Genomic DNA, 18814 nt, shown 5'->3' with positions numbered 1-18814 from the left:
GAGGCGTTCGCGTGGCGGACCGACCGTATTTGAGCTGGTTGCGTGGCGTCGTGCGGTATGAAAATGGAACCGGCTGCAAAAAAATAAAGAAAAGACAGCAGGGAGAATGATCTCCTCTACCGCTTTTCTCTCCTACTAACCTAAAACTACTAACCTAAAACTTCACTGCAAAGATAAAGATAAATCGGCCGCTTTTCCAAATTTTTATTAAATTTTTTTAATAATATTTGCATTTCGCTTTTCTTCTGTTGTGTTAATATCCATTTTATCAGTTGTTTAATGTTCGGTTTCCGATTCCGTTTTTTTCGGCCGGAACGGTTTGTAACGGGTATAAAAAAAGAAAAACAGCCGGCGGAATGGATCCGTCTACCGTTTTTCTTCCCTACTAACCTAAAAACTACTTATCTAAATGAACCTAAAACTTGAATGCAAATATAACGGTTATTTCATTTTCTTAAATAATTTTAAGATCCTTTCGATGTAGCATTTTGATTTAATGTTGTGAATATTTGATAACACATTGATTATTAATGTCTTGTCGTTTGTTTTCCCGATTGAAAACGGAGGCGGAATAACCGTTTGAAAATGACGTGTTTATTTTGCAAGGCGGTATTTTGCCGTTTCGGTCGCCGCGAAACGGACGGCTCGGTCCGTATTCCGTTTCGCGGCGAATGCGTCGGTTTCTCGGCGTGCGGGAATTCGGAAAACATCGCTACCTTTGCGCAGTTTCAAATCCATCGATCTATGAATAGAGACCGCCTCGTCACGCCGAGTTACTGCTGCATCCTGCTGGCTAATTTCCTGCTGTTTTTCGGCTTTTACCTGCTGATGCCGGTGATGCCGTTCTACCTGACCGAAGTGTTCGGGGCCGGGCGCGCTACGGTGGGCGTTGCGCTCTCCTGTTATGTGATCGCTGCGCTTTCGATCCGGCCGTTCTCGGGTTATTTGCTCGATACGTTTGCCCGCAAACCGCTTTATCTACTGGCCTATTTTGTGTTTACCGCTATTTTCGCGGGCTACCTGGTAGCCGGAACCCTGACGCTTTTCATGATTTTCCGCGTGGTGCACGGCTTTGCGTTCGGGGCGGTTACGGTGTCCGGGAATACCGTGGTAATCGATATCATGCCCTCGTCGCGCCGCGGCGAGGGGATCGGCTATTACGGTCTGGCCAACAACATCGCGATGTCGGTGGGGCCGATGGTCGGGTTGTTCATGCACGAGTCCTGCTCGTTCGAGACGATTTTCCTCTGTTCGCTCGCATCCTGCGCGTTGGGATTCGCGATGGCTTGCCTGGTGCGGACTCCGGCCAAAGAACCGGTCAAACGCGAACCGGTTTCGCTCGACCGGTTTATCCTGCTCAAAGGGCTACCGGCCGGTCTGGATTTGCTGTTGCTTTCGATCCCCTACGGAATGACCACGACGTACGTGGCGATGTATGCCGCGGAGATCGGGATTACGTCGAAAGTCGGGATCTTCTTTACGCTGATGGCCGTGGGGATGGCGATTTCGAGGATCTTTTCGGGACGCCAGGTCGATAAAGGGCGCGTGACGCAGGTGATCGCTTTGGGAATGTATCTGGTTTGCGTCTGCTTCTTCGTGCTCTCCTCCTGCGCTGCGATCGCGGTGTGGAATCCCGTGTTGTGCAAATACCTGTTTTTCGCTGTGGCGCTGTTTCTCGGCGTCGGTTTCGGGACGATGTTTCCGGCGTTCAATACGCTGTTCGTCAACCTGGCGCCGAACGGCCAGCGCGGAACCGCTACTTCGACTTACCTGACGTCGTGGGACGTCGGTATCGGCGCCGGACTGTTGCTGGGCGGGTATATCGCTCAGATCGGGTCGTTCGACAAAGCCTATCTGTTCGGCGCCTGCCTGACCGTCGTCTCGGCGCTCTATTTCAAACTGCGGGTGGCCCCGCATTTCGAGAAAAACAAACTGCGCTGAACGGGGAAGGTTCCCATCCGACGCAGTCCGGAACAAACGGTTGTGTCCGTCGGGGGTTAAAAAAAGAAATTGTTGGTTCCGACGGCTTCCTTCAGATAGACCTGCGTACTACCGCCTTCGTGTTCGAATTCGATCTTATCCTCGCGGGCCAGCCAGCCCAGCGCGGCGTTCAGATCGCGGTCGCGGAGCCGCAGTTTGTCGCGCAGTTCGTCGTAATTCCATTTCCTTCCGTCGCACAACAGGCCCCACACCATTCCGGCGTGCGTCCCAATGTTTTTTTTGCTCATTTCAGCCATTTGGCAACAAGATTAGTTGTGAATACATCCTATCTTTTCTACAAAAATCGGCAAAAATGGCGTGATATAGTGTCCTGATTCGCAGGATTGATGTCCTAAATGTCCGACGTGGAGCCAAGATATGACATTTTCCTTTCGGGACGGTTTTCGGGGGAGCGGCGCTCCGTTCCGCGGAAAATGTTAACTTCGCCCGTAATAAAATAACCTGAAGATATGTCGGAAGATATGGAATCGCTCCTCCGCGGGCATCGCCGTTATTTCGCCGAGGGTCGTACGCGCGACGTCCGGTTCCGGGCGGAGGCGCTGCGCCGGTTGCGGAAAGCGCTACGGGATCATACGGACGCTTTGTGCGAGGCGTTGCGGTTGGATCTGCATAAGTCGGCGTCGGAAAGTTACCTGACCGAGATCGGAATCGTACTGCAGGAGATCGCCCGCCATCTTCGCCGCCTGAAGCGCTGGACGGCCGGGAGACGCGTGCCGTCGCCGCTGACGATCTTGCCGTCCGGAAGCCGCATCGTGCCCGAGCCGCTGGGCGTGGTGCTGATCGTCGCGCCGTGGAACTACCCGGTGCAGTTGCTGCTGAATCCGCTGGTCGGCGCCTTGTCGGCCGGCAACTGCGCCGTGCTGAAGTCCTCGCCGCTGGTTCCGCATACCGAGGCGCTGCTGAAACGACTGATCGGCGAGGTTTTTCCGCCCGGTTACGTGTCGTTTCTGGAGGGAGGGCCCGAGGTCGTCGAAGAGGTGCTGAAACAGCGTTTCGATTCTATTTTTTTTACGGGCGGATCGGCGTTCGGACAGACGGTGATGCGGGCCGCGGCCGAACATCTGACGCCGCTGACGCTGGAGCTTGGCGGAAAAAGCCCTTGCATCGTCGGACGGGATGCGGATATCCCGCTGGCCGCCCGACGGATCGTTTGGGGAAAATTGCTGAATGCCGGACAGACCTGCGTGGCTCCCGATTACCTGTTCGTACACGCCGACCGTAAGCGACAATTGTGCGTCGAGATGGAGCGGGCCGTCCGTCGTTTTTTCGGCGACGATCCGCGCCTCAGCGACGATTATCCGCGGATCGTTTCGGTGCAGGCTGCCGAACGGCTGCAGCGGATGATGCATGGTTCGGGAAAGATCCTTTTCGGCGGAACTTGCGATCCGCAGCAGCGTTACGTGGCCCCGACACTGATCGACGAGCCGGACGACGACAGTCCGGTCATGCGACAGGAGATTTTCGGGCCGCTGCTGCCGGTCAAAGGGTTTCACGATATCGAAACGGTGATCCGCTACGTGAACGAGCGCGACAAACCGCTGGCGCTCTATTATTTCGGCGGACGTCGGGAAGCCGACCGGGTGCTGCGCTCCACTTCGTCGGGCGGGGCCTGCGTCAACGATACGGTCGTGCAACTGGCCAACGGCCGGCTGCCGTTCGGCGGTGTCGGGCGCAGCGGCATAGGAAAGTATCACGGACGGTTCTCGTTCGAACTGTTCAGCAACCTGCGGGCCGTCGTGCGTTCGCCCCGGTGGATCGATATTCCGTTGCGGTACGCTCCGTACCGCAGTATCCGGTTGTTTAAAAAGTTTTTAAAATAGAGTGAGGCGGAGTGTTTCCGGGGGAACGGCTTGGAAAACGACGGAACCGGTTGTTTGCCGATCCGTTTGCAGGGGACGCTGCCGTCGGACGGATAATTGCGGCGGTGTTTGGCGCGGATTGTCTGTTTTTTAAAAATTATATCGTATTTTTGTAGGCTGGAGGCGGAAGCCCGTTTCCGACTTGTGCTGAATCTGAAAAAATCTTCGAAATATGTTTGAAAATCTTACCGATAAACTCGAACGGTCGTTTAAGATCCTGAAAGGAGAGGGACGCATCACCGAAATCAACGTCGCCGAGAGCCTGAAAGAGATCCGGCGCGCGCTGATCGACGCCGACGTCAACTATAAAGTGGCTAAGACGTTCACCGACGAAGTGAAAGCCAAGGCGCTGGGACAGAATGTACTGACGGCGGTCAAGCCCGGACAGATGATGACGAAGATCGTCCGCGACGAATTGGCCGAACTGATGGGCGGGACGATGAGCGATATCCACCTGGAAGGTTCGCCGGCCGTGGTGCTGATCGCCGGGTTGCAGGGGTCGGGTAAGACGACCTTTTCCGGCAAGTTGGCCAACCTGATCAAGAGCAAGAAAGGCCGCCAGGTACTGCTGGTGGCGGGCGACGTTTACCGTCCGGCCGCCATCGACCAGTTGAAGATACTAGGGGATCAGGTCGGCGTGGAGGTTTATACCGAAGAGGGTAGCAAGAATCCGGTGCAGATCGCCGAAAATGCCGTTAAATACGCGCGGGCCAATCACATCAATACGGTAATCGTCGATACGGCGGGGCGTCTGGCGGTCGACGAACAGATGATGCAGGAGATCGCTGCGATCAAAAAGGCCGTTTCGCCGAGCGAAATCCTGTTCGTAGTCGATGCGATGACCGGTCAGGATGCGGTGAATACCGCCAGGGAGTTCAATGACCGGCTCGATTTCGACGGCGTAGTGCTTACTAAACTCGACGGCGATACCCGCGGCGGCGCGGCGATTTCGATCCGTGCGGTGGTCAACAAACCGCTGAAATTCATCAGTTCGGGCGAAAAGATGGACGCGTTGCAGGTGTTTCATCCGGAACGTATGGCCGACCGTATTCTCGGCATGGGCGACATCGTGTCGCTGGTCGAACGGGCACAGGAGCAGTACGACGAGGAGGAAGCCCGCAGGCTGAAGAAAAAGCTGGTCAAGGATCAGTTCAATTTCAACGACTTCCTGACGCAGATCACGCAGATCAAGAAAATGGGCAACCTGAAGGATCTGGCGTCGATGATTCCCGGCGTCGGCAAGGCGCTGAAAAACGTCGAGATCAACGACGACGTGTTCAAGCAGACCGAGGCGATTATTCATTCGATGACGCCGAAGGAGCGCGAGAATCCCGCGTTGATCAACGGCAGTCGCAAGCAGCGGATCGCGGCGGGCAGCGGGACGACCGTGCAGGAGGTGAACCGCCTGCTCAAACAGTTCGACGATACGCGCAAAATGATGAAGACCGTAGCCGGCGGTATGCCGCAAATGGCCAAGATGGCCGGACGGATGAAACGATAACGACTAAACACGTATACGATGCAGATAATAGACGGAAAAGAGGTGGCGGCCAGCCTGCGCCGGGAGATCGCGGCCGAAGTGGCGGCTTGGGTCGCCGGCGGGAACCGGACGCCGCATCTGGTGGCCATTCTGGTCGGCAACGACGGGGCGAGCCAGACGTATGTGGGACATAAAGAGAAGTGCTGCGGCGAGGTGGGGTTCCGTTCGACCGTGCTGCGGCTGCCGGAAGAGACGTCCGAAGAGACGTTGCTCGGCGAGATCGCCCGGCTGAACGCCGATCCGCAGGTGGACGGTTTCATCGTCCAGTTGCCGCTGCCGAAACATATCTCGGAACAACGGGTGATCGAAGCGATCGATCCGAAGAAGGATGTCGACGGTTTTCATCCGGTCAATACCGGGCGGATGATCTCCGGACTGCCGTCCTATCTGCCGGCCACGCCGGACGGGATTCTCGAATTGCTAAAATATTACGGGATCGAAACCGCCGGACGGCATTGCGTCGTGATCGGCCGCAGCAACATCGTCGGCCGTCCGATCGCCAACCTGCTGTCGCAGAAAGGCTGGGACTGTACGGTGACGCTGTGCCACAGCCGGACGAAGGATCTTAAAAAGGTGGTGCGCGGCGGCGACATCGTAATCGCGGCGCTCGGCAAGGCCGAATTCGTTACCGCAGACATGGTGAAAGACGGGGCGGTGGTCGTCGACGTAGGCATTACGCGCGTTCCGAGCGACAAGACCAAATCGGGCTGGAAGCTGCTCGGCGACGTCAAGTTCGACGAGGTGGCCCCGAAATGCAGTTACATTACGCCGGTTCCCGGCGGCGTCGGGCCGATGACGATCATCTCGTTGATGAAGAATACGCTGAAAGCCGCACGCAGGGAAGTTTACAAATAGATTGCGGCGGCAGGCGCCGTTCGATGCCGCCGCCGCGCGATCGTAAAAATCCCCTCCGGAATCCGGAGGGGATTTTTCGTGTTTCGACGGGCGTTTTCCCGGAAACCGGGTGGGCGCGTTGTTTTCCGTTTTGCCGAATCGGTCGTGGCCGTACCGGTGATCCGGCCGCTGTACCCCTCTTTTTGCTTGCAGCTGATGCCTACGGAGTGGTAACCGCCCACGAACGGTTGCAGGGCCGTCGCGCGTCCCAGCCGGAAATGGTAGGCGATCATCACAGGCAGTTGCAGGTACATCAGTGCGACCCTCGGGCGTATCTGCGAGGTGCCCGGAACGTCTTCGTAGGCGATATCCGGTTTGACGCCTTTGTTCGAGAGATAGAGCCCCGTCTCCAGGTAGAGCGGATACCGGCGCGACAGCAGGATCCGGTCGGATACTCCCACGTGGAAACTCGACCGCGGGTCGGAGATTTTTCCCCTTCCAGGTAGTTGCCCGTCATATCCGACAGGCTGTAACCGGCCCGTATGCCGAAGATATTCGTGCGGTACTGTTGCGCCGTGGCGACCGTGGCGAAGACCAGTAGCCCTTTAAAGAATGCCCTTTCAAGTTCCAGATTCTCGGTCGTCTTATGATTAGAGAGGTTCAATGCTACGTGATGATAACCGCGCTGAACGCCTCCTACATTTATAGCGGGGCGTACCTTGTTCGTCGTAGGTTGCTACAATCAGTACCGGCAGCGGAGCCAGTACCATTTTATTTCCATCCCATGAACATTCGAGTCGTTTCCGCGTCGTGGTGGTCGAAGAAGAGGCTCCTGCCCGTATCGAGCGTGGCGATGGCGGCCATATCCTCGTCGGCGAGCGAGAAGTCGAAGATGTCGATATTCTGCCGCATCCGTTCGATATGGGTCGATTTGGGAATGATAATTACGCCGCGCTGGATAAGCCAGCGCAGGGCGACCTGAGCTACGCTTTTGCCGTATTTGCCGCCGATTCCGGCCAACAGCGGATTCGTAAAGAAACCGTTGCGACCTTCGGCGAACGGTCCCCACGACATGATGCGCGTACCGAACTCCTCCATGATTTTCTGCGGCTCGGTCTGTTGGTCGAATACGTGCGTTTCCACTTGATTTACCGCCGGCACGATCTCCACGTTGCTGGCCAGGTCGATAAAGTGGTCGGGATAGAAATTCGAAACGCCGATGGCACGTAGTTTACCATCCTTATATGCCTCTTCTAATGCGCGATATGCCCCGTAACGGTCGCAGAACGGCTGGTGCAGGAGCATCAGGTCGATATAGTCCGTTTGCAATTTACGCAGGCTCTCGTCGATGGAAGCTTTCGCTTTTTCATACCCGTAGTTCGATATCCACACTTTCGACACGAGGAAAATCTCCTTGCGGTCGATACCGCTTTTGCCGACGGCATTTCCTACGCCTTCTTCGTTGTGGTATGCCTGCGCCGTGTCGATCATCCGGTAACCCACTTTCAATGCATCGCTTACGCAACGTTCGCATTCGGCGGGCGATACCTGATAGACGCCGTAACCCATCTGCGGCATTTCGACGCCATTGTTCAATTTTACTGTGTCCATACGCTAATTATTTTGTTTTTACAGTTGTGTAAATGTAGGCATATTCACATATGTTGCCAGTATAAAAAATACGGTTTGGATTGCATTTTTTGCGGTAAATTACATTGAAATTCAATCGTCCAGGATCGGACGATACAAAAACCGAGATAAGTGTAGTTCCAACCGAATTTATTGTAATTACGGTTTGAGGTTCTTCTCTAACTTTGCAATGTCGAACATGGACAACGTGGTTAAAGACAAATAATTGAAATTCGCATTAGCTATATTTATGGGACAGAACCAAACAGTAAAAGACAATCGTATTACCGTAATCGATGCCCTGCGAGGATTCGCCTTACTCGGTGTGGTACTGGTACACATGCAGCAACATTACAGCATTTTTAATTTCGGTGCATTTACGCCAACCGAACCTGCTTTCCCTGTTTTAGACGAGTGGATCGGTTGGTTGACCCGCAACGTACTCATGGGACGTTTTATAAATATTTTCGCATTTCTTTTCGGTATGAGCTTTTTCATACAAATGGATCGTGCTGCGAGAAAAGGAGTGGATTTCAGACAGCGTTTTATCTGGCGTATGGTAATACTCTTTTTGATAGGCGTAGTCGGAAGCGCATTTTATTCGGGAGATATCCTATCGTTTTATGCCCTATTCGGATTGGTGTTGGTATTATTGTATCCATTGAAGACCAGAGTACTTGTCGTAGTCGCATCCTTGATTCTGATAGGCGCTCCTCGTTGGATATCTTTCGGTTACGATAAAATCGCGGCTCCTCGGGAAACTACCGTAGTTGCCAATGCCCCCGAAACGGAACGCGTGCGTGCCGAGCGTCCGCGCCAAATGGCCGACGTCGCACAAGAAACTCCGTCACTTGCCAATACCATCAAAAGCAACCTCATGGATGGTCGAATGCGGACATTAAATTACCAGTTCAATTGGGGCGGTCGTGGTTATCTGACTTTTGCCCTCTTTATTTTGGGACTCGTCGTCGGGCGTATCCGCTTTTTCGAAACGGTACACCTGCACACTCGCCGCAACATCTCACTATTCGTATCGTTTGCTGCCGGAGCGTGGATTATCGGTCGAATGAACGGACTCCTGCCGCAAGAACACACCTCTTTCATGCAAGGTATTACCCCCTCTGCGACAGCGCTTTTCCGCATGACGTTGAACGATGTGAATATGGTTCTTTTCTCGGCAGCCATAACGATGGGATTCGTTATTCTGTATCATATGAAAGGTATAGGAAAATGCCTGAATCTATTGACTCCTTACGGGCGCATGGGACTTACAAATTACGAAGCGCAAGGCATTATAGGCTCCATCATATTCTCGCTTTGGGGTTTCGGCTCCATATTCGGCCGTTGGCATGCTACCGAATTATTTTGTTTGGGAATTGCATTTTATATAGTACAAGTCGTATTCAGTAGAATATGGCTCACTTATTTCAAATACGGCCCGCTGGAATGGTTCTGGCGTTCGGCGACCTATCTTAAATGGCAACCGTTTCGTAAATAATAGAAAATATGGAATACAGAACATTAGGATTGAGCGGGCTGAGGGTATCGGCCGTCGGGCTGGGCTGCATGGGCATGAGCCACGCCTACGGCGCTCCCGCCGACAAACGGGAAATGATGGAACTCCTTGCCGATGCCGTGGAAATGGGTTACACCTTCTTCGATACCGCCGAGGCGTATGGCACGGCCGACCGACCGCACGATAACGAAGAGTTGCTGGGCGAGGCCCTGCGTCCGTTCCGCGACCGTGTTGTCATCGCCACCAAATTCGGCATATCGTTCGACCGTCCCGAAGCAAGCGGCACGCACGCCGTGATCCCCGATTCGCGTCCGGCAGCCATTCGTCGTTCGCTCGAAGGGTCTCTCCGCCGTTTGCACACCGACCGTATCGACCTTTATTACCAACACCGTATCGACCCGGCTATCGAACCGGAGGCGGTGGCGGAAGTAATGGCAGACCTTATCCGGGAGGGAAAAATCCTGCACTGGGGCATATCGGAAACGACCGAAGAATACCTGCGCCGCGCCCACCGTGTCTGTCCTGTAACGGCGATACAAAACCGCTACTCGATGATGGTCCGCCGACACGAAACGTTGTTTCCCGTACTCGAAGAGCTGGGCGTGGGGTTCGTCGCATTCTCGCCGCTTGCCAACGGATTGTTGAGCAACCGTTATACAGCCGAAACTACGTTTGACCCGACAACCGACTACCGTGCCTCGATGCCGCAATACCGCAGGGAAAGTTTCGTGAAGAACCGTCCGCTGTTCGCCCTGCTCGAACGGTTGGCGGACGAACACCGCGCCACCGCCTCGCAGATCTCGCTGGCATGGATGATGAACAAACGTTCGTGGATCGTTCCCATTCCCGGAACGCGTTGCCTCTGTCGCCTGAAAGAGAACATAGGCGCAACGGATATACGCTTGTCTGCGAAAGAGGTACGGGCCATCGACGCCGAACTCGATACGATCGAAATGAGCGAGGTGTTCGGAGGTTCACCCATTATAGAGAAACCAAAAACCGAAGGAGAATAATGAAAAAAGTATGTATCTGCGTGCTGAGCATGGCGAGCCTACTGTCCGGCACATTAAACGCACAGGAAACTATGAAAGAGAACAAAACATTCGCTGCGGCCGATATGTCGAATTTCGAGAGCCACAACAACAACCCGTTCGGCTTGGTGTATGCCGACGCCATTACAGAGAATAAAGCGGGAGCAGTAAATATTCATCCTATTACCTACGACCTGAACGGCCTGAAAATCGCTGCCAACGTCTATACTCCTGCGGGCTACGATCCGGCGAAAAGTTATCCGGCCCTCGTCGTGGCGCATCCGAACGGAGGCGTTAAAGAACAAGTAGCAGGACTTTACAGCCAGCGCATGGCTGAACAGGGTTATATCTGTCTGGCATTCGACGCCGCCTATCAGGGAGCCAGCGAGGGCGAACCGCGCAACGCGGACAAGCCGGCCAACCGCATCGAGGACATCCGCCGGGCCGCCGACATCCTACTGCAATATCCGGGCGTAGACCCGCAGCGGGTGGGTATCCTCGGCATCTGCGGCGGTGGCGGCTACACGCTGAAAGCCGCGCAGACCGACAAACGGTTCAAAGCGGTGGCTACACTCAGCATGTTCAACACGGGACTGGTACGCCGTAACGGGTTTCTCGACTCACAGATAAATAGCGTGCAGGAAAGACTCGCCGATGCCTGCGCTGCCCGCCAAAAAGAAGCCGAAAGCGGCGAAATCGAATACGTCGGCGATATGAGCGGCGTGACGCCGGAACAGGCGGCCGCATTGCCTTTCGACCTCTACCGCGACGGCTACGAATATTACCTGCAAAGCCATGCGCATCCCAACTCCACGTTCCGTTACACCAAGAGCAGTCTGATCGACCTGATGGCGTTCGATGCCAGCGAGGGAATGTATCTGATCGAACAACCTTTGCTGATGATTGCCGGCAGCATCGCCGATACGTTTTACATGACCGAGCAATGTTACAGCAAGGCGACCGGCACGCAGCACAAAGAACTGTTCCTTATCCCCGGTGCGACGCATATCAAGACCTACTATGTACCGGAATATGTGAATCAAGCAGAGGGCAAACTGACGGAATTTTTCGGTAAAAACCTTGGATTATCGGAACGGATATGAAAACGAAATTGATGACACTGTTTGCCGCTCTACTGCTTTGTGCAGGGACGAATGCTCAGTCCGTCGCCACGAACGGAAGAACGACAAAAACGCTTGTCGCCTATTTCAGTTGGGGCGGCAATACGCAGCACGTTGCCGAACGCATCGCTTCGCTCACCGGCGGTACGCTGTTTCGCATCGAACCCGAAAAACCGTATCCCGCCGAATACAAGCCTTGTACCGAGGTAGCGAAAGCCGAAAAGGAAGCCGACGCCCGCCCGGCCATCAAATCGAAAGTGGAGAGTTGGGAACAATACGATACCGTATTCATCGGTTGTCCCGTTTGGTGGTGGACGGCCCCGATGATTATCAATACGTTCGCGGAGAGCTACGACTTCCGCGGGAAAACCGTCGTGCCGTTCTGCACCTATGCTGCCACCTACCGCGATGAAACGCTGGCGCGGATCAGGGAGTTGACCCCTGCCGCCGAACACCTGAAAGGATTCGGAACCACCGGAAAGGATACAAACGGAGTGGAAAGTTGGTTGCGGACGATTAATGTCATACGATAATCCGTCGGATAGTGTTAAAAACAGCAGGACTTGCAGTCGTGGTTCGCACGATTGCAAGTTCATTTCGGATTTATTTCTATTTTTGTATTTGAGGATAAACGGATAGGGCATGGAAGATCAGAAAGATATAATCGTCGCAGACAGGCTCGGCATCGTGAGGACGGATTGCGAGAAGGAGTATCTGGCTCATTTGCTCTGTCTGGGAGGAACGTGCCGTTATCGTTTCAACGGACGGCCTTTTGAACTGCACGCCGGAGACGTATCCATCGTACGTAAACGGAAAATGTTGGAGAAAATAGAACCGTCGGACGATTTCCGGTGCAAGATAATCTATGCGACTCCCGGTTTCATAAATTTGTGTACGCCGCAGAGCAATTACGGAATAAAAGGTTCGTTGGCGCTCTTTCTCAATCCCGTCATGCACCTTACTCCCGAGCAACAAATCGTGTGTCGCCGCGATTTCGACTTGCTGGAGCTACGCATCAAAGATACGGAGCACCGGTTCTACCGCGAGGTATTGATTAATGCTATGCAGGCGGCTATCCTCGACTTTTTCGATTTCCATGCCCGCATCTATGGCGAAAGCGACATCTCCACGCAGAACGCTTCCGTTATGAGCCGTTTCCTTAAGATGCTGGAAGAAGGAACGTACCGCGAGCACCGGGAAGTGACCTATTACGCCGACCGTCTGTGCGTTACATCCAAATATCTGTCGGAAGTGTCGAAAAAGGTAAGCGGGTATGCCGCCAACTACTGGATCAACCGTTATACGATACTCGACATTACCCGTCTGCTACGCGACAAATCATTGACGTTCGTCCAGATTTCCGATATGTTCGGCTTCTCGTCGCCCGCCTATTTCAGCCGCTACGTGCAGCAACATCTGGGTATGAAACCTACGGATTACAGGGAATAGTTATGGCATCGGATTATCTGTCTAATTTTTACGCAGTTGCAAAACAGTTGACGATTCCCCCGAAAACCATATTATTGGAAGAGGGTAAAGTTGCGGATAAACTCTATTTGATCCGTAAGGGTTGTCTGCGGCTGTTTTTCTATAACGACGGGAAAGACATTACTTTCCAATTCTTTTTTGAGGGGGATTTTGTCGCTTCGTTTGATAGCCTATATAAGCGCACGCCGAGCCTTTTCTACTTAGAGAGCATTGAGCCTGCCGAAGTCGCTGCGATAAAAAGGAATGATTTTTACGCCATTATCAAAGACGACCCACGGTGGAGGCAAGCGTATGAAGAAAAGCTCATCGACCGGTTTCACTCCTATCAGCAACTATTCCTGTCGCGGATAAAAAATACGCCGCAACAACGATATGAAGAATTGCTCAAGGAATACCCGAATATCATTCAGCGGGTTCCGCAACATTACATAGCCTCTTATCTCGGCATTACCCCCGTCTCCCTGTCCCGTATCAGAAATCGCCGTTAGGCTTCGATCTTTACAATTGTTATCGTCTGCATCCGATCGGAGTGGCGACCTTTGTCACATAGTATGAATCGGAAACAGATGAAAAAGATTTTTGTAATAGATTGGGGTCTAATTTTCACATTCGTTCTGTCTGCATGTTCGGGAATAGGATTACATATTGCCGGACACGGGAATGCCCACGAGGTGTGGCATAATTGGGCCGTATTTCACGTTTTAACAAGTTTTTTGTTCCTTATAACTGTAATATTCCATATAATTACACATTGGAGTTGGTATAGAGGAGTTGTAAAAAACGGGATAGGCAGAAAAAGCAGAGTTACGATGGCGCTATCTATCGTATTTTTATTCGTATCCGTTACGGGAATTGTTTTGCTTAATATTAATGGGGCGAACTCTCGAATAGGATTATGGCATTATAGGGTTGGAATTATCACATCGGTCCTTTCCATCGGACATGTCTTTAAACGCATTCCTGCCTTACGCAACTCTTTGAGAAGATAATTCAGGATAGACGGTGTCGCTTAATCGGAAAAAACTGCAGTTTTTTCCGATTTTTTTGTATCGACCGGTTTCGGGCTTCCCGCTATTTTTGCGAGTAGTAGGAACTTAACATCGGAAAGATATGAAATCAATAGCCATTATGGTATTTATGTTTCTGACCTTAACGGTCGGAGCAAAAGCGCAAGAGAATCAGAGAATATTTACAGCCGAAGAACAGGCGATAGTTGATTTATCGAACAGTAAGTGGGAATGGATGGCAGAGAAGAACGTGGAGAAGCTGGCGGAACTGTTTCACGAAAACTCGCAGTTCGTCCACATGGGCGGCTATTGGGGCAAACAGGAAGAGCTGAACACCATCCGCACGGGTGGCATCTGGTACAAGAAAACCGAGATACACGACGTACAGGTGAAGTTTGCGGCCGGAACGGCTACCGTTTACAGCCGGATTCATCTGCACTCGGTAGTCGGCGGCAACGCCGTGCACTTTCCGTTTATCGTTACGGAGGTATATGTAATGGAGAACGGCAAGTGGCAGCTATCTACGCTTGCCTTTACACGGACATTAGGAGAATAATCAAACAAAAAACGGATATGAGAATTAAGAATTTATTTTTAACAGCTATGTTATCCATATCATCGGTTATAATTTATGCGCAAACTGCGGAAACCTTCCGGCAGCCTTATTCGCTCGGCGAAAAAATATCCCCGAACCCCAATTTTACGGGCGAAGTATGGCTTGCACCTTTGACCGAAAAGGAAGAATTGAACGTCCCGATGGCAAATGTAACCTTCGAACCTGGTTGCCGCAACAGTTGGCACTCGCACAAAGCCGGCCAGTTGTTGATAGCCACCGCAGGCATCGGTTACTATCAGGAAAAAGGAGAGCCCGCCCGTCGGTTGTTTCCGGGCGACATCGTGGAAATAGCGCCGGATGTCGAGCATTGGCATGGGGCCGCACCGGACAGTTGGTTCGCCCATATAGCCATTACCGCCAATCCTCAAACCAACGCGGCGGCATGGCTCGAACCGGTAAGTGACGAAGAGTACCGTAAGGCCACGACTGAAGCGGAAAGCCGCTATGCCGAAGCGAACGAGGTGCTGACCGTCCATGAGCAAGCCATCGTCGCAGTGGCATCTTATACGGGTAAAGGCGATTTGGAACACCTGAAGCCGGCTCTTACGCAGGCATTGGAAACCGGTATGACCATTAACGAAATAAACGAAGTGTTGATTCACGCCTACGCCTATTGCGGGTTTCCGCGCAGCCTGCGGGCGATTCAGACTTTTATGCAGGTAGTGGACGAACGGAAAGCGGCCGGAATAAACGACCCGGTCGGTCGGGAAGCATCCGCAGTCAAGGACGACAGAAATCGCTACGAGCGGGGACGCGACGTGCTTGCCGAAATATCGGGTACGCCGGCCGATGCCCCGAAAGCCGGATATGCCATATTCGCCCCTACTATCGAGCGTTTTCTAAAAGAACATTTGTTTACCGATCTTTTCGAGCGAGACTTGCTGACCTGCCGGGAACGTGAACTCGCTACGGTGTCCATCCTTGCAGGAGTGAGCGGCGTGGAACCGATGGCTGTCGGCCACATGTCTATTTGCCTGCATCTCGGTATTACGCCCGAACAACTCTCGGCATTGCTGAACATCGTTGAAATGAATCTCGGTAAGAACTATTCGGAACCGCTTCGCAAAGTGTTGAATCAAATAACGGAAAAGAAATGAAGAAGATAATTTTATCGGTATTGTTGCTGTCAGTTACAGCAATAGCCGGAGCGCAAGAACCTGTTGCAATAGTCAAACAAGGTCACTTCTCGGTAGGAGGTACAACCACACAGCGGCCGGGAGCATACGACAACCGTAAATTCGTCGGTTGGGTGGAGCAGGAAGAAACCGGCCAGAGTTATCGCGCCGATCATGCCTTCGTGGATTTCCAGATACCCGCTGATGCGAAAAAGCTGCCGTTGGTCTATGTGCACGGCTACGGAGGCTCAGGCGTTTGCTGGCAGATGACCCCCGACGGACGGGAAGGCTTTGCTACGTTGATGCTACGCCGTGGCTGGAGCAGCTATGTGGCGGATCTTCCGGGCAGGGGGCGTGCCGGACGCACATCCGCAACAACGACGGTAAAGCCCGTCACCGACGAGATGTTCTGGTTCGATATTTGGCGCATCGGCATTTGGCCGAATTATAACGAGGGCGTGCAATTCCCGAAAGATTCCGTGTCGCTTTCTCAATTTTTCCGTGAAATGACGCCCGATTTGAGCGACCACAAAGAGGATGTACCTGCCCTCGGTGCATTGGCTGACCGTATCGGCGACCATATTCTCGTCACCCACTCGGCGGGCGGTTTTCCCGGCTGGATGTCTGCCATGCAAAATCCACAGGTCAAGGCGGTCGTTTCGTATGAGCCGGGCGGATTCGTGTTCCCCGAAAGAGAAGTCCCGGAACGTATCGACGGGCTGACGGGAGGCGTAGCCGGAACGCCAGTTCCGACGGAACAGTTCGAGCGGCTCACGGAAATCCCTGTCGTCCTCTATTTCGGCGACTATATTCCCGAAACGCCGTCCGAGAATCTCGGCGATGAGAACTGGCGCGTGCGGCTCCAAATGGCCCGCAAGTTCGTGGAAACGATCAATCGACACGGAGGCAATGCAACGTTGGTGGAATTACCCAAAATCGGTATACATGGCAATACGCATTTTCTGATGCAAGATCTGAATAATGACGAATTGGCCGATTTACTCAATAGATGGCTGCAAGAGCAATTGCTGGCACAATGACTTGTATTATAGTCATATATTATATAGAGTATAAAAACTACGGTGTCCGGAAGTTCTCCGACACTATCGGCGGTTTTGTGTCCCACAAAACCTATACTTGCTCCCCGGACGCATTCAGACATCGGCTGCCGTGCGTGCCACAGGACAGAACCAACGTTTTCCCACACAAGCAAGCTGATTCATCCGAAAAAAAAGCTTATGCCCCAAGTTCCCGTTTTAACCATACCGTCATTACAGGATCGGGAATGATAACTTGACGTTTTTCGATCTCGATAAGCTCTTTTTTTACCAACGCCCGTTTTACGATGCTGACATTGGCCGACGAGCCGAGTTGGTATTTACGTAGTACCTCCTGTGTGGTAAATTCACTATGAACCCCGTCTAAAATGGCTCGCAGGAAATTCATCTGATAGGTCGTAAGGCTCTCGGTCTGCTTCTCGAACAGCGGCGTGTTCTGGTCGATAATATCCTGATACGCTTCCTCGAAATCCCGTTCCGTAGCGATTTTGTCCGTATGAACCCATACCAGCCATGCCAACTGCTGCACATACGAAGAGTGATTGTCTACCCTTTGACAAATCTTTTCGGCCAGCTCTTTCGAGATCTGTTTGCCCGTAGCCTCGAAACGTCCGCAGATGTAGTCGATCCAATCCGTCGTTCCTATTTTCTGTAAATAAATGGCATCGCCGAACTTGTAAAACGGCAGGCTCTTTTTCTCGAACAGTTCGTTCATCAAATGTTTTTTGCTGCCGAACAGACAATAAGACACCGATTTTTGCAACTGCCATACGGAACGCAGCCGTTTCTGGAATGTCTTGGAATCCTTGAACTCGGCTATCTGTTGGAACTCGTCGATGCAGACGACGATATTGCAACCTTTCTTCTGCGCTATCTTTTCGGGGAGCTGCAGGATTTCATCACTATCGTTGCTCTTGGGATCTATTTCGAGCGATATGGAAAAATCTGTCATCGGATCTGCACCCATCGAGATTTTGGGGCTGATACGGGAAAGAAACAGTTTGATATTCTCCAGCCATTCGTCCACCTTCGAGGATGTTTGTTTGAGAACGGCGGAAGCAAAGGCATCGTAAAAATCCCGGTCGCTACGGCATGAGAAAATATCGAGATAAACGATTTTCAGTTTGTCGGACTGTGCCAGACGACAAGCTTTTTGCACCAAAGATGTTTTACCCCAGCGACGGGGCGAAATCAGCACCGTATTCACACCGTGCCGGAAATTTAGCAATAAACGCTCCGTTTCTTTCTCACGGTCGGTAAAGTTATCGCCCGATGTCGCAATGCCGAATATAATAAGGTTTGTTCTCCATAATCTTTAATTGTTGTTCCGCACAAAAATAAGTAATATATTTATTACTAACAATATTATTAGTAATAAAATTATTAGGAGCACGAGGATTTAGATCGAAACTCGTTTTTAGCTGTTGTCGCAATACGTCAATTTGTATAGTTACGATTGGACACTTATCGGCAATTCGCATCGTTGCAGGTATTAGTCATTTGCCAAAGCTATTTTTGTTCGGGCTTGCCCGTCTGCCACGGAACTAAGGGAGTGACCCCGACCGACATTCGTCGTCGAGAGAACTGCCATGTAATCTGCAAACAGAGGCAAAGGGCTTATCCAATACAAAGCGAATAGCGAAGAGGAAAACAAATATGCCAACCGGTGCTACGATTGACATAATAGTATTAAAGCGAAAAGGGGGAATAAAAAGGTTTGAAGTGTCAAACAAGCGGCAGAGACTAAAACATTCATGCTTTCCATGTTAGCAAAATGCCGTGATAACACGAAAAACAATTTAATTTAGTACGTTAGCCTCTATATATGCTAAAGTAAAGTAAAGTAAACTAAATTAAATAAGTAGGTAGGCATTTGCCTGCCTGTACGGTTATGGCTTTATGAAAATGATTACCATTGCAGAGGAACACGAAAAACTTGCTTTTCTTCTATGGAACACATGCATTGCCAATTTCTATATGTGTCCCTGTAATTCGTTCT

The 18814-nt window shown here is 52.0% G+C and carries 18 protein-coding genes; 14 read left to right on the top strand and 4 right to left on the bottom strand.

Annotated features, from left to right (window positions below):
* Positions 1–744: 744 nt before the first annotated feature.
* Entirely contained in the window at positions 745–1941 is a 1197-nt protein-coding gene (locus PGR91_RS08265; protein ID WP_101573912.1) for an MFS transporter, read from the top strand.
* 56 nt (positions 1942–1997) lie between these two features.
* On the opposite strand, the gene PGR91_RS08260 is transcribed toward PGR91_RS08265, so the two are convergent.
* Entirely contained in the window at positions 1998–2228 is a 231-nt protein-coding gene (locus tag PGR91_RS08260) for a winged helix-turn-helix domain-containing protein (RefSeq protein WP_055205419.1), read from the bottom strand.
* Positions 2229–2450: 222 nt separating this feature from the next.
* Here PGR91_RS08260 and PGR91_RS08255 point away from each other — a divergent pair, with 222 nt between their 5' ends.
* The 3 genes from PGR91_RS08255 (at position 2451) to PGR91_RS08245 (ending at position 6255) form a co-directional block, all read left to right on the top strand.
* On the top strand, positions 2451–3821 hold the full coding sequence (locus PGR91_RS08255) for an aldehyde dehydrogenase family protein (RefSeq protein ID WP_101573857.1): 1371 nt from the start codon (positions 2451–2453) through the stop codon (positions 3819–3821).
* A 211-nt stretch (positions 3822–4032) separates the two neighbouring features.
* Complete coding sequence (ffh, locus tag PGR91_RS08250) at positions 4033–5361, top strand: signal recognition particle protein (RefSeq protein WP_055205226.1); 1329 nt, start codon at positions 4033–4035, stop codon at positions 5359–5361.
* An 18-nt stretch (positions 5362–5379) separates the two neighbouring features.
* Positions 5380–6255: a bifunctional 5,10-methylenetetrahydrofolate dehydrogenase/5,10-methenyltetrahydrofolate cyclohydrolase gene (locus tag PGR91_RS08245; protein WP_118655753.1), complete on the top strand. Its 876-nt coding sequence runs from the start codon at positions 5380–5382 to the stop codon at positions 6253–6255.
* Here the strand turns inward: PGR91_RS08245 and PGR91_RS08240 are convergent.
* A complete protein-coding gene (locus PGR91_RS08240; RefSeq protein WP_182424204.1) occupies positions 6246–6695 on the bottom strand; it encodes a hypothetical protein in 450 nt (149 codons plus the stop codon). The genes PGR91_RS08245 and PGR91_RS08240 overlap by 10 nt on opposite strands.
* 310 nt (positions 6696–7005) lie before the next feature.
* Positions 7006–7845, bottom strand: a complete 840-nt coding sequence (locus tag PGR91_RS08235; protein ID WP_118655749.1) for an aldo/keto reductase — start codon at positions 7843–7845, stop codon at positions 7006–7008.
* Between the two features lie 244 nt (positions 7846–8089).
* On the opposite strand from PGR91_RS08235, the gene PGR91_RS08230 reads away from it, so the two are divergent.
* The 10 genes from PGR91_RS08230 (at position 8090) to PGR91_RS08185 (ending at position 16797) form a co-directional block, all read left to right on the top strand.
* Positions 8090–9361: a DUF418 domain-containing protein gene (locus PGR91_RS08230; protein ID WP_259336711.1), complete on the top strand. Its 1272-nt coding sequence runs from the start codon at positions 8090–8092 to the stop codon at positions 9359–9361.
* Positions 9362–9369: 8 nt separating this feature from the next.
* A complete protein-coding gene (locus PGR91_RS08225; protein WP_118655747.1) occupies positions 9370–10392 on the top strand; it encodes an aldo/keto reductase in 1023 nt (340 codons plus the stop codon).
* A complete protein-coding gene (locus tag PGR91_RS08220; protein ID WP_118655745.1) occupies positions 10392–11513 on the top strand; it encodes an alpha/beta hydrolase in 1122 nt (373 codons plus the stop codon). The genes PGR91_RS08225 and PGR91_RS08220 overlap by 1 nt, the downstream gene beginning before the upstream one ends.
* Positions 11514–11524: 11 nt before the next feature.
* On the top strand, positions 11525–12064 hold the full coding sequence (locus tag PGR91_RS08215; RefSeq protein ID WP_270399324.1) for a flavodoxin: 540 nt from the start codon (positions 11525–11527) through the stop codon (positions 12062–12064).
* 109 nt (positions 12065–12173) lie between these two features.
* The gene (locus PGR91_RS08210; protein WP_101573845.1) at positions 12174–12980 is read left to right on the top strand and encodes a helix-turn-helix domain-containing protein; all 807 of its coding nucleotides are present in this window, start codon (positions 12174–12176) and stop codon (positions 12978–12980) included.
* A 2-nt stretch (positions 12981–12982) separates the two neighbouring features.
* Entirely contained in the window at positions 12983–13507 is a 525-nt protein-coding gene (locus PGR91_RS08205) for a Crp/Fnr family transcriptional regulator (RefSeq protein ID WP_055206262.1), read from the top strand.
* Between the two features lie 63 nt (positions 13508–13570).
* Complete coding sequence (locus PGR91_RS08200) at positions 13571–14008, top strand: DUF4405 domain-containing protein (RefSeq protein WP_306345985.1); 438 nt, start codon at positions 13571–13573, stop codon at positions 14006–14008.
* A gap of 121 nt (positions 14009–14129) precedes the next feature.
* On the top strand, positions 14130–14582 hold the full coding sequence (locus tag PGR91_RS08195; protein ID WP_118655743.1) for a nuclear transport factor 2 family protein: 453 nt from the start codon (positions 14130–14132) through the stop codon (positions 14580–14582).
* Positions 14583–14599: 17 nt separating this feature from the next.
* A complete protein-coding gene (locus PGR91_RS08190; RefSeq protein WP_182424203.1) occupies positions 14600–15739 on the top strand; it encodes a cupin domain-containing carboxymuconolactone decarboxylase family protein in 1140 nt (379 codons plus the stop codon).
* Positions 15736–16797 carry an alpha/beta hydrolase gene (locus PGR91_RS08185; protein ID WP_101573839.1) on the top strand — a complete coding sequence of 354 codons (1062 nt, stop codon included), beginning with the start codon at positions 15736–15738 and terminating at the stop codon, positions 16795–16797. The genes PGR91_RS08190 and PGR91_RS08185 overlap by 4 nt, the downstream gene beginning before the upstream one ends.
* Before the next feature lie 196 nt (positions 16798–16993).
* Here PGR91_RS08185 and PGR91_RS08180 read toward each other — a convergent pair whose 3' ends face one another.
* On the bottom strand, positions 16994–18109 hold the full coding sequence (locus PGR91_RS08180; RefSeq protein ID WP_118655741.1) for an AAA family ATPase: 1116 nt from the start codon (positions 18107–18109) through the stop codon (positions 16994–16996).
* Positions 18110–18814: the final 705 nt, after the last annotated feature.

This window comes from Candidatus Alistipes pullistercoris, assembly GCF_027665465.1.
Classification (GTDB): Bacteria; Bacteroidota; Bacteroidia; order Bacteroidales; family Rikenellaceae; genus Alistipes_A; species Alistipes_A hominis.
This window is presented reverse-complemented; position numbering and strand designations above follow the sequence as displayed.